12 protein-coding genes are annotated in these 11,171 nt (G+C 73.4%); 5 read left to right on the top strand and 7 right to left on the bottom strand.

What is annotated here, in order from left to right:
• Window positions 1-6: 6 nt before the first annotated feature.
• The gene (locus tag ACP7TJ_RS32525) at window positions 7-1,686 is read right to left on the bottom strand and encodes a class I adenylate-forming enzyme family protein (protein WP_427767669.1); all 1,680 of its coding nucleotides are present in this window, start codon (window positions 1,684-1,686) and stop codon (window positions 7-9) included.
• Window positions 1,687-1,862: 176 nt separating this feature from the next.
• Here ACP7TJ_RS32525 and ACP7TJ_RS32520 point away from each other — a divergent pair, with 176 nt between their 5' ends.
• Both ACP7TJ_RS32520 and ACP7TJ_RS32515 read left to right on the top strand, forming a co-directional pair.
• Complete coding sequence (locus tag ACP7TJ_RS32520; protein WP_427767666.1) at window positions 1,863-2,939, top strand: serine hydrolase domain-containing protein; 1,077 nt, start codon at window positions 1,863-1,865, stop codon at window positions 2,937-2,939.
• Window positions 2,940-3,025: 86 nt separating this feature from the next.
• Window positions 3,026-3,757 carry an SDR family NAD(P)-dependent oxidoreductase gene (locus ACP7TJ_RS32515; protein ID WP_404715774.1) on the top strand — a complete coding sequence of 244 codons (732 nt, stop codon included), beginning with the start codon at window positions 3,026-3,028 and terminating at the stop codon, window positions 3,755-3,757.
• 93 nt (window positions 3,758-3,850) lie between these two features.
• Here the strand turns inward: ACP7TJ_RS32515 and ACP7TJ_RS32510 are convergent, their stop codons facing one another.
• Window positions 3,851-4,723, bottom strand: coding sequence for a class I SAM-dependent methyltransferase (locus tag ACP7TJ_RS32510; RefSeq protein WP_093769450.1), 873 nt, complete (start codon window positions 4,721-4,723; stop codon window positions 3,851-3,853).
• A gap of 204 nt (window positions 4,724-4,927) precedes the next feature.
• Between ACP7TJ_RS32510 and ACP7TJ_RS32505 the strand changes: the two genes are divergently transcribed.
• The 3 genes from ACP7TJ_RS32505 to ACP7TJ_RS32495 are packed head-to-tail and all read left to right on the top strand — an operon-like array spanning window position 4,928 to window position 7,116.
• Window positions 4,928-5,362 carry an ester cyclase gene (locus tag ACP7TJ_RS32505; RefSeq protein ID WP_228916394.1) on the top strand — a complete coding sequence of 145 codons (435 nt, stop codon included), beginning with the start codon at window positions 4,928-4,930 and terminating at the stop codon, window positions 5,360-5,362.
• A gap of 2 nt (window positions 5,363-5,364) precedes the next feature.
• Window positions 5,365-6,204 (top strand): NAD(P)H-binding protein, encoded by an 840-nt coding sequence (locus ACP7TJ_RS32500; RefSeq protein WP_167743299.1) that lies wholly within the window; start codon window positions 5,365-5,367, stop codon window positions 6,202-6,204.
• An 18-nt stretch (window positions 6,205-6,222) separates the two neighbouring features.
• The gene (locus ACP7TJ_RS32495; protein WP_193459927.1) at window positions 6,223-7,116 is read left to right on the top strand and encodes an NmrA/HSCARG family protein; all 894 of its coding nucleotides are present in this window, start codon (window positions 6,223-6,225) and stop codon (window positions 7,114-7,116) included.
• A gap of 79 nt (window positions 7,117-7,195) precedes the next feature.
• Here ACP7TJ_RS32495 and ACP7TJ_RS32490 read toward each other — a convergent pair whose 3' ends face one another.
• The 5 genes from ACP7TJ_RS32490 to ACP7TJ_RS32470 all read right to left on the bottom strand — a co-directional run bounded on the left by ACP7TJ_RS32490 (window position 7,196) and on the right by ACP7TJ_RS32470 (window position 11,170).
• Entirely contained in the window at window positions 7,196-7,645 is a 450-nt protein-coding gene (locus ACP7TJ_RS32490) for an ester cyclase (protein ID WP_167743297.1), read from the bottom strand.
• Between the two features lie 16 nt (window positions 7,646-7,661).
• On the bottom strand, window positions 7,662-8,708 hold the full coding sequence (locus tag ACP7TJ_RS32485) for a zinc-binding dehydrogenase (RefSeq protein WP_167743296.1): 1,047 nt from the start codon (window positions 8,706-8,708) through the stop codon (window positions 7,662-7,664).
• Window positions 8,705-9,568 (bottom strand): NAD(P)H-binding protein, encoded by an 864-nt coding sequence (locus ACP7TJ_RS32480; RefSeq protein WP_167743295.1) that lies wholly within the window; start codon window positions 9,566-9,568, stop codon window positions 8,705-8,707. The genes ACP7TJ_RS32485 and ACP7TJ_RS32480 overlap by 4 nt, the downstream gene beginning before the upstream one ends.
• A 141-nt stretch (window positions 9,569-9,709) precedes the next feature.
• Window positions 9,710-10,084, bottom strand: coding sequence for an ectoine synthase (locus ACP7TJ_RS32475; RefSeq protein WP_093769458.1), 375 nt, complete (start codon window positions 10,082-10,084; stop codon window positions 9,710-9,712).
• 57 nt (window positions 10,085-10,141) lie between these two features.
• Window positions 10,142-11,170: an anthranilate phosphoribosyltransferase gene (locus ACP7TJ_RS32470; protein ID WP_427767658.1), complete on the bottom strand. Its 1,029-nt coding sequence runs from the start codon at window positions 11,168-11,170 to the stop codon at window positions 10,142-10,144.
• Window position 11,171 lies beyond the last annotated feature (1 nt).

Here is an 11,171-nt window from a genome sequence, read left to right as displayed (position 1 = left end):
GACCGGTCAGGCGGCGTTCTCGGCGGCGGCGCTGCGGTGCAGCCGCCGCCGGACCTCGCGCCGGGCGGGTTTGCCGGTGGGTGTGCGGGGGACGGCGTCGACGGCCTCCAGGCGCCGGATCCGCTCGAAGGGCGCGAGGTGTTCGTTGGCGCGCTCGGCGACGGAGTCCAGGACGTCGAGCACGGCGTGCGGGGGCCCGTCGGGCGGGACGGCCGACGGGCGCAGCACGACGCCGGCCCAGACGACGCCGCCGTGCACGGGGTCGGGCCAGTCGGCGACGACGCACTCGGCGACCCGGGGGTCATCGGCGAGGACCCGTTCGACGGCGGCGGGCGAGACCAGTTCGTTGTCGTGCTTGAAGACGTCGTCCAGGCGGTCCACGAGGTGGAGGACGCCGTCGTCGTCGAGCCGGCCCACGTCGCCGGTGGAGAACCAGCCCTCGGCGTCGATCCGTGAGGGCTCCTCGTCGTGCAGGTACCCGGCCATCACCTGGGGGCCGCGCACCTGCACCTCGCCGACGGCGCCGGCGGGGAGCGGCTCGCGGTCGTCCAGGCCGACGATCCGGCTCTCGGTGCCGGGCAGCGCCCTGCCGACGGCGCCCCGGCCGACCGGGTCGCCGGGCCGCTGGTTGTGGGCGAGCGGGGACAGCTCGGTCATGCCGTAGCCCTGGATCACGGGGACGCCGAGGGCGTCGCGCAGCCGGTGGGCGGCGCTCGGCGCGAGGGCGCTGCCCCCGGACATCACGACGGTGAGCGGTCCGCCGCGCAGGCGTCCGGCGGCGCCGTCGAGCCGCGGGTCGGCGGCGAGGCGGTGCAGCCGGGCGGGCAGCCCGTAGTGGTGGGTGGCGCCGGCTCGGGCGGCCAGGTCCAGGGAGGCCACCGGGTCGGGGTCCTGGCACAGCACCTGGTGGGCCCCGGCGTACACCGCCGAGTTGAGGTGCATGGTGTGGAACAGGGGCAGGTGGTTGAGGGTGACGGCGTGGGGGCCGAGCCGGTGCGCGTGGGCGATCTGGGCGGCGTTGGCGACCAGGTTGCGGTGGGTGAGCCGGACGCCCTTGGGCCGGCCGGTGGTGCCGGTGGTGAACTGCAGGCAGACCACGGCCGTGGTGTCGGCGCTCCCTTCGCCGAGGCCGAAGGGCTCCTCGGGCGCCGGCCGCAGCACGGCGGCGAGCGGCACGGCGTCGGCGGGGACCACGCCGTCGTCGGCGTCGGTGACGACGACGGTGCGCAGGGCGGGCAGCCGGTCGCTCAGTTTCGTCAGGCGTTCGGCGAGCGCGGTGGGCACGAGGGCCGCCTCGACGCGGGCGGCGGTGAACACATGCCGCAGCGCGGCCTCGGACAGCAGGGGGTTGACCAGGGCGACCGTGCAGCCGGCCCGGGCGGTGCCGTAGTAGGCGGCCGGGAAGACGGCGTCCAGGGCGCCGGCCACCGCGACGGTGGCGCCGCGGCGCACGGTGCGCCGCAGGGCGTGCGCGATCCGGTCGGCGCCGGCGTCGAGCTCCGCGAAGGTGACGGCGCCGGCGGCGGTGGTGACGGCGCGGCCGTCGGGGTCGCGGGCCGCGGCGGCGCGCAGCAGCCCGTCCAGGGGCAGTTCCGGATACGTGAAGCCCGGCACGGCGTCCTCCTCCTCGGAACCGGCCGTCCCCTCCGTCGGGACCGGCGGACGGTCCTCACGCTCCGCACGCACGCTCGAAACCCCGTCGAGACCTGCTCGAGCCCGGCCGCACGGCATCTCGAGCCGGCCCTCCGCGGAACCGCGGCGGCGCGGAGGGCCCGGCTCCAGCGGCACGCGGGTGCGGCTCGATCGGAGGGCGTCAGCGTGGCCGCGGAAGGTAGAAACCGGGACGATGGGAGCTCCCCGACATGACGCAGACGACGATCGACCGGCCTGAGGTCTCGGCCCTTCAGCAGGCCGTGCAGCAAGCCGCTGACCGCCTCGTCGAAGCCGGCGCCGCGGGCGTGCAGTTCCGGGTGGCCCGGGACGGCGACTCCTTCGTGGTGACCTCCGGCGTCGCCGAGCTGGGCTCCGACCGCCCGGTTCCCGCCGACGGCCGCTTCCGCATCTCCTGCATCACCAAGCCGTTCGTCGCGGTGGTCGTCCTCCAGCTCGTCGCGGAGGGGAAGATCGAGCTGGACCGCACGGTGGAGAGCTATCTGCCGGGCCTGCTCCCCTACGGCGACAGGATCACCGTCCGGAACCTGCTCCAGCACACCAGCGGCCTGTACAACTACGCGGACTCGTTCCAGAAGCCGGGCGACCGCTTCCTGCGCGACCGCTACAAGCACTACGAGCCGGAGGACCTGATCGCCATCGCGGCCACCAAGCCGCTGGAGTTCGAGCCGGGCACGAAGTTCGCCTACTGCAACACGAACTACTTCGTCATCGGCCTGCTCATCAAGAAGGTCACCGGCCGCACCCACCGCGAGGAGATCACCGAGCGGATCCTGCAGCCGCTGGGCCTGACCGAGACGGTGCTGCCCGGCGACGACCCGGAGATCCCCGGTCCGCACGCCCGCGGCTACATGCAGATCGGCGGCGAGCCCGTCGACGTGACGCTGATGAACCCCTCCGAGGCCGGCTGCGCGGGCGAGATCATCTCCACCACCAAGGACCTCGACACGTTCTTCGCCGCGCTGTTCGACGGCAAGCTGCTGAACGGGCCGGAGTTCACGGAGATGACGACCCCGCTGCCGCCGGAGATGATCGAGAACCTGCCGATGGGCATCGGCTACGGGCTGGGCATCATGAAGCTGGAGAACGACAAGAAGCTGGACCTGTGGGGTCACGGCGCCGGCATCCCCGGCTACGCCACCTTCGCGGCCACCACCCGTGACCTGAGCGCCCGCGTCCAGCTGTCGTTCACGATCGGGGACAAGGACTTCGGTCCCGAGGCCGAGCAGGCCGTCATCCGCGGCGTCAACACCGCGCTCTGCGCCTGAGGAAGAACTCACTCATGGAGAACAGGGTGAGGAACACGGCGCGGAATGCGGCGCGGAATACGGCGCCGGAATCCGTGGAAAAGGCCGTGGTGGTGACCGGCGGCGGCACCGGAATCGGCGCCGCCACGGCCCGCGCGTTCGCCGGCGAAGGAGCGCACGTCCTGATCGTCGGGCGCAGCGAGGCGACCCTGAAGGAAACGGCCGAAGGACACGACCGGATCCGGATTCTGGTGGCCGACATCCACGATCACGACGCGCCCGATGCGATCGTGGAAAAGGCGCTCGCGGAATTCGGACGGATCGACGTCCTGGTCAACAACGCGGCGGTCACCGGGTTCGCCGCGCTCGACGGGCTGGACCGGGAGTCGGTGCGCGCCCAGCTCGGCACGAACCTCCTCGCCCCGGTGTTCCTCACCCAGCGGGCGCTGGACGCGCTGGAGGCCGCCCGTGGCGTGGTCGTCAACGTGTCCTCGGCCGGTTCGCTGGGCCGCCGGGCGTGGCCGGAGAACTCGGTGTACGGCATGGCCAAGGTGGCGCTGGACTTCCTGACCCGGACCTGGGCCGTGGAGCTCGCGCCGCGCGGCATCCGGTCGGTCGGCATCGCCCCCGGCGTCGTCGACACCGGTGTCGGGGTGCGCGCGGGCATGCCGCCGGAGGCCTACGAGGCGTTCCTGGCGGAGACGGCGAAACGGATTCCGGCCGGCAGGGTCGGCCGGCCGGAGGACATCGCCTGGTGGATCGTGCAGCTGACGCGGCCCGAGGCCGCGTACGCCAACGGCACGGTCCTGGCGGTGGACGGTGCGCTCTCCGTGACGTGAGGGAGCGGACGGCGCACGTGGAAGGCCCCCCGGGCGTCGCCCGGGGGGCCTTCCGGCGTTCCGTCCGGCGCGCCGGACGGAACGGGACGGAGGTCAGCGGTCGACGGTCGCCGTGACGTAGCGGACGGGGACGTCGATGTGGATGACGCCGTCGTCGCCGCGCAGCGCGTCCAGCCCTTCGGTGAGACGGGTGCGCAGGGCGGCCGCCTCGTCCTCCGGCAGGTGCTGCCACAGCAGGCGCATGCCCTGCGTGTGCGACCAGGTGACCCAGTCCGCGCCCGACACGGCCGTCATGTCGACGCTCTCGTCGGTGATCTCCACGTCCCGGAAGCCGGCGGTGCGCAGGGCCGCGGTGAGGTCGGCGGGGTCCTCCAGCCAGGAGTGCAGCTGCTCCCGCAGCCGCTCCGGGTGCCAGGCGGCCGGCAGGTGCTCCAGCAGCGACAGCGGGATCCACCGGGTGAACAGCGGCGGCAGGAACGGGAAGGTGTCCTGGCTGAACACCGGGCTGGTGAAGGCGATCCGGCCGCCGTCGCGCAGCAGCCGGGCGTAACGGGCCAGTGCCCCGCGGGCGTCCGGCAGGAAGATCACGCTGTAGCTGCCCACCACGAGGTCGAAGGAGCGCTCGGGCAGGTCGGGGTGCTCGCCGTCCATGACGCGCAGTTCCACGGTGTCGATGCCCTGGCGTTCGATCTCGCGCCCGGCCTGCTCGATCATCGCCTCGGCGATGTCGATGCCGAGGGCCGAGCCCTGCGGTCCGAGCAGGCGGGCGGCCGGCAGCAGGGTGGCGCCGAGGCCGCAGCCGACGTCGAGCAGGCGCTGTCCGGGGCGCGGCGCGGCCCGCTCCACGAGGCGCCGGCCCATCGGGGTGAAGAACTCCACCCCCAGCCGGTCGTAGGTCGCCGCGGCCCCGTTGAAGGCGGCCGTGACTTTCGTCTTGTAGATGTCGGTGGCGGTGGCGGTGTCCACGGTCAGCTCCGGGTCCTCGTCGGGGGGCGCGGGAAATCGCGAGGTGCACAGGCCATGCTCCGGTGGTCCTTTCGGAAACCGCTAAAAGCCGCGTAGAGGCGGCCTCGACCGCGGATGAAGGCCGCTTGCCCGCCGTATTCGGCCACCGCAGACTGACGGCCAGTGTCCCGGCGTCCTGGACCGAGATCCGTGGAGGGGAATTCGATGAGCAGTCAGATAGACGCGGTACGCCGCATGGTGCGGGCGTACAACACCGGAAACACCGAGGATGTGGCCGAGTACATCCACCCGGAATACCTCAACCCGGCGACGCTGGAGCACATGGACCTGCGCGGTCCGGAATCCTTCGCGATGGCCGTGAAGTGGCTGCGGATGACGTTCTCCGAGGAGGCGCACCTGGAGGAGGTGAAGATCGAGGAGCGCGGCGACTGGGTGCGTGCCTATCTCGTTCTCTACGGCCGTCACGTCGGCAACCTGGTCGGCATGGCGCCGACCGGCCGCCGCTTCTCCGGTGAGCAGATCCACCTGATCCGGTTCGTCGACGGCAAGATCCGCGACCACCGCGACTGGCCCGAGTACCAGAGCACCTACCGGCAGCTCGGCTCCCCGTGGCCGGAGCCGAACGGCTGGAGGGACTGACGATGATTCTGGTCACCGGAGCGACCGGCAAGGTGGGCCGGGAGGCCGTGGAACAGCTGGTGGGCCTCGGCCGCCGGGTCCGTGCGCTCAGCCGCAGCCCCGAGGAGGCCGGCCTGCCCGAGGGCGTGGAGGTCGTCGCGGGCAGCCCCGCCGACCCCGCCTCGCTGGCCGCCGCCTTCGAGGGCGTCTCCCGGGCGCTGGTGGTGCTGTCGGGCGATGTGGCCGGGGAGGCCCGCAACGTGGCGAAGGCCGCGGCCGGCGCGGGGACGGAGCACATCGTGCTGCTGTCGTCGGCGAGCGTGCTGCACCCGCTGCCGCACGGCATCAAGGAGGAGCACCGGGCCGCCGAGGAGGCGATCACCGCCTCGGGCGTCGCGACCACGTTCCTGCGTCCGGGTCCGTTCCACGCGAACACCTCGTGGTGGATCAGGACGGTGCGGGAGAACTCCTCGGTGCGCGACTGGATCGGCAACAACCCGGGCGCGCCGGTCGACGAGTACGACATCGCCTCCGCGGCGGTGGCGGCGCTCACCGGCGAGGGGCACGGCGGGAAGGCGTACGTGCTCACCGGGCCCGAGGTGCTCACCTCCGAGGAGCAGGCCCGCGTGCTCGGCGAGGTGCTGGGCCGGGAGCTGGCGTTCTCGGTGGCCCCTCGGGAGGAGGTCGTGGAGGTCTTCGCCGGCATCACCGGCGACCGTCCGGCCGCGGTCTCCAACGTGGCGGCCCTGCACAGCCCCGAGGTGCCGTGGGCCCGGCCCACGACCGCCGTACGGGAGCTCACGGGCCGCGATCCGCGCCCGTACCGTCAGTGGGCCGTCGCCAACGCGGCCCTGTTCCGCTGAGACCGGGAGGCGCGGAGGATGACGAACGACACGAACACGGGCACGGGCCCCGACGGCACCGTCCTGGTGCTCGGCGCGACCGGGCAGCAGGGCGGCGCCACGGCGCGTGAACTGGTGCGACGGGGCCGGTCCACGGCGGCCCTGGTGCGCGACCCGGAGTCCCCGAAGGCCCAGGAGCTCGCCGCTCTCGGCGTGCGCCTGGTCCGCGGCGACATGGACGACGAGGCGTCCCTGCGGGCGGCGATGGAGGGGGTGCGCGGGGTGTTCTCCGTGCAGAACTTCATGACGCCCAAGGGGCTGGGCGGTGAGGTGCGCCAGGGCCGTGCCGTGGCCCGGGCGGCGAAGGCCGCCGGCGTCGCCCACGTGGTCTACAGCTCGGTGGGCGGGGCCGAACGCCACAGCGGCGTACCGCACTTCGAGTCCAAGCGGCACATCGAGCGGTACCTGGAGGAGCTGGGCGTCCCGACGACCGTGCTGCGGCCGTCGTTCTTCATGGACAACTTCGCCGCGCACGGCCCGCAGAACGTCGACGGGACGCTGGTGGTGCAGCTGGGTCTGAAGCCGGACACGCGGGTGCAGTTCATCGCCGTCGAGGACATCGGCTTCTTCGCGGCGCAGGCCTTCGACCGGCCGGACGACTACATCGGCCGGGCGCTGGAGCTGGCCGGCGACGAGCTGACCGCGACCGAGGTGGCTCAGGCGTACGCGGCGCGCACGGGGATGCCGGCGCGGTTCGAGGAGCTGCCGCTGGACATGGTCGCCGCGAACCCGTACATCCCCAACGCCCCCGAGATCGCCCTGATGTTCGAGTGGTTCCAGGACCACGGCTACCGGGCCGACATCGCGGCGCTGCGCGCCGAGCACCCCGGGCTCCAGTCGTTCGCGGCGTTCCTGAAGGGCCTCGACATCTGACGGCCGGCCGAGGACGCGCAGGGGCCGGGACCACCCGCGGGTGGTTCCGGCCCCTGCGCGTGCGCCCCGGCAGCCGTGGTCAGCCCCCGAGCACGCCGTGGTCGACGAAGCCCAGCTCCTTGAGCATCGGCAGGTAGTTGAAGACGTCGTAGTGCTCGATGATCCGGCCGGCGTCGTCGAAGCGCAGCTCCTCCAGCATGAACCAGCGGACCTTCCTGCCGGTCGGGGCCTTGCCGAAGAAGTCGCCCAGGTGCGTGGCCGTCACGGAGATGCGCAGGATGACCCGGTCGCCCTCGGCGACGGCGCTTCTGACGTCCAGGTGGAGGTCGGGGAAGGCGGCGAGCCCGCCGCGCATCGCGGCGATCATCTGCCCGGTGTCGACCTGCCGGTCCTCGGAGAAGTGCCGGATGTCCGGGGACCAGTGCGCGACGACGCCGTCCACGTCCCAGCGGTTCCAGGCGGCGGCGCAGTCGAGCGCGATCTGCTTGTTGCGTTCCTGCACGGTGGTGCCGGTGAGCGTTGCGGTCATGGCGGAGGTCTCTTCCTTACCGGTGCGAGGGGATCAGGACGTGCTTGCCGACGGTGGCGCCGTCCAGCAGGGCGCGGAGGGCCGCGGGCGCCTCGTCCAGACGGTGGCGGCCCGCGATCTCCGGGCGCAGGACGCCCTCGTCGGCCAGCCGGTAGAGGGCCGCCAGGTCGGCCTGGAACTTCGCGCCGGGCTTGACGTAGTACATGGTCTGCCGGCGGCCGCGGGTGAGCCCGAGCCTGCGGGCGAACCAGCGGGCGACCGTGCGGCGCAGGGCGGGCACGTGCGGGCGGAACCACTGGCCGGGCCGGTAGCCGGCGACGGACGAGTCGAAGGAGACCAGCGTGCCGCCGTCGGCGAGGAGGTCCCAGCCGACGTCCAGGCCGCGCCCGCCGACATGGTCGAAGACCGCCTGCACGCCCTGCGGGGCCAGCTCCCGCACCGCGCCCGCGAAGTCCGGCAGCCGGTAGTCGACGGGCTCGGCGCCCAGCGCCCGGACCGCCGGGTGCTTGGCGGGCGAGGCGGTGCCGATGACCCGCAGCCCGTGATGGACGGCGAGCTGGGTGAGCAGCGTTCCCACGCCGCCGCTCGCACCGTGCACCAGCACGGTGTCGCCCGGGTGGAGCGAGACGAGGCGGTGCAGCATCTGGTAGGCGGTCACCCCGTTGGTGATCAGCGAGACGGCGACGGCGGGGTCGAGGTGCCCGGGCGCCTCGGCGAGGTGTTTCGCGGGCAGTTCGACGTACTCCTGCCAGGCGCCCTGGCGGGGCATGGCGGCGACGCGGTCCCCGGGGCGCAGGCCGGTGACGCCGGGGCCGGTCTCGACGACCCGTCCGACGAGGTCGTAGCCCGGCACGAACGGGAACTTGGGCGGGAAGGGGTGCAGGTGCTGGAGCATCTGCACCTCGGCGTAGGAGACGCCGGCGGCCTCGACGCGGACCACGGCCTTGCCGGGGCCGGCCGACGGCCGGGCGTCCCGGACGGCGACGAGGTTCTGCTCGGGCTCGCCGCTCCCGGTCATGGTGACCCGCGCGTTGACGAGGGAGGCTTCGGAGTGGACGGTCATACGGCAGCCACAGCCTCGGTGGTGCGGGCGAAGTCCGCGGCGTGGTCGGCGGCCCAGCGGGCGAAGGTGCGCGCGGGGCGTCCGGTGACCTTCTCGACGGTGTCGAGCGGGACGGGCGGGTGGGCGACGGCGTCGGCGAGGTAGCCCAGGACCATCTCGACGACCGGCGGCGGCATGACCCGGCCCATCTGCTCACGGGCCTCGTCCGGGGTGATCTCCTCGAAGACGATCGGGTGGCCGACCGCGTCGGCGATGGCCCGGACCTGGTCGGCCTGGGTGACGGCCTCCGGCCCTGTCAGCACGTACGCCTGTCCGGTGTGCCCGTCCTCGAGCAGCGCGGTCACCGCCACGGCGGCGACGTCCGCCTCGTGGATCAGCACGCGCGGGGCGTTGCCGTAGGGCGCGCGGACCACCCCCTCGGTGCGGATCGAGTGCCCCCACTTCCACAGGACGTTGGTGGCGAACTCGTCCGGGCGCACGAACGTGTGGTCGATGCCGGACTCCTCGACGGCCCGCTCCACGGCGCGGTGGTGCTCACCGCTGTGGTTGTCCCCGGAGGTGTCGAGCACGGACGAGGAGGAGAGCACGACGATGCGGCGCACGCCGGCCTCCTTCGCCAGCGCGACGACCTCACGGGCCGTGCCGGGCACCGGGAAGAGATACAGCTTCTCCACTCCGTCGAGGGCCGCCGTCAGGGTCTCCGGCTGCTCCAGGTCGCCCTGGAACACCTCCACGCCCGGCGGGAGCCCGGCGGCGGCCGGGTCGCGGGTCAGCGCCCGCACCGGGGCGCCGGCGGCCACGAGTCCGTCGACCACGTGGCGGCCGACCGCTCCGGTCGCTCCTGTCACGAGAACTGTCATGCCTGCTCCACCTGTGTCGATGTCCCCGGCGGTCGCCGGGGGGCCGTCGAAGTCGCTTGAGTGCTTGCCAGGCTGTGGGCGTCCGCTGGAGGGCACGTCGAGAGCCGCTGGACGACGCGCCCTCCGGCGGGGTGCGCCCGGTCAGTAGTGCGAGTACTCGGCGGAATCGAGGTCGTGGATCTCGTCGCCGCGCAGCGCCGGGGTGAACACGCACACCAGACGCAGGTCCTCGTGCGGGGAGGCCACCAGCCAGTGGGCGTCGTGGCGGTCGAGGGCGTAGAGCGTGCCGGGGGTGACCGGGTGGGAGACGCCGTCGCTGTCGACGACTTCGCCGCTGCCCTCGATGCAGTAGCAGCTCTCCAGGTGGTTGCGGTACTCCAGGCGGGACTTGGTGCCCGCCCGCACGGTGGTGTCCGTGACGGTGTAGCCGACGCCGTCGGCCTCGGTGAGGAAACGGCGGCTGAGGCCGTTGCCCCACTCGACACAGGTGACGTCTTCCAGCTTGCGGACGATCATGCTTCGTCTCCTTCCATACGGTGATGCCGGCGGGGGCGCGTGAGCGGAGAAGGGGGCTCAGGCGGCGACCGCGGTGCGACCGCGCAGGCGGTCCACCAGGGCCAGGGCGGATCCGTCGCCGATGGCGGCGCGGGCGGCGCGGACGGCCTCGTGCCAGTCACCGGTGACCCGGGCCGCGACCGCCAGGGCGGCGGCGTTGAGGCACACGGTGTCCTCGGCGGCGGGGTGGCCCTCGCCCGCCAGCAGCGCCCGGAACCCGGCGACCGGGTCGGCGCCGGGGGCGAGATCGGCGAGGGCGCCCGGGCGCAGACCGAAACGGGCCGGGGTGAGGACGAAGTCGTCCTCGGCGCCGTCCTCGTAGGTGCGCACGAGGTTCGGCGCGAAGCCGAGCAGTTCGTCGGCTCCGGCCTCGTTGGTGCACAGCCACACCGTGCGGCCGGTGCGGCGCGAGACGTGCTCGGCCGCCTGGCGCACCCCGGTGACCAGCCGGGCGTCGGAGACGCCGGTGAGCTGCGCGTCGGCCGGCACGTCGGCGAGGAACGGCCCGAAGGTGTTGACGAACCGGGCCAGCGGCCGGAAGTCCAGCGGCAGCACGCTGCGGGCCAGCAGCGCGATCTCGGCCGGGTAGACGGAGGAACCGGTGAACGCCAGGCCGAAGCGTGCGAGCGTCTCGTGCGTCTCCTCGTGGGACGAGGTCGGGACGACGCCGAGCCGCCGCAGCAGGTCGACGGAGCCCAGCCGGGAGGTGTGGGCGCGCGAGCCGCTCTTGACCACCGGGGTGCCCGCCGCGGCGGCGACGAAGGCCGCGGCGGTGGAGAGATTGAGCGTGGGCGGCCCGCCGCCGGTGCCGACGATGTTCACGGCGCCGGTGAACGGCTCGCCCGCCGGGGGTCTGCGTTCGGCGAGCGAGTCCAGCAGGGCCGTCAGCGTGGCACGGCCGGGCGTCCGGGTGGACAGCGAGGCCAGGAGCGCCGCGCTCTCGCCCCGGCGCAGCCGGCCGTCGTGGAGGGCGTCCCACAGGGAGTGGAAGTCGTCCCGTGTCACGGGCCGGTCACGGGCGATCAGCGCGGTGACGGCGTCGTGCATC

This window comes from Streptomyces sp. DSM 41931, from assembly GCF_050271085.1.
Taxonomy (GTDB): Bacteria; Actinomycetota; Actinomycetes; order Streptomycetales; family Streptomycetaceae; genus Streptomyces; species Streptomyces albogriseolus.
This window is presented reverse-complemented; position numbering and strand designations above follow the sequence as displayed.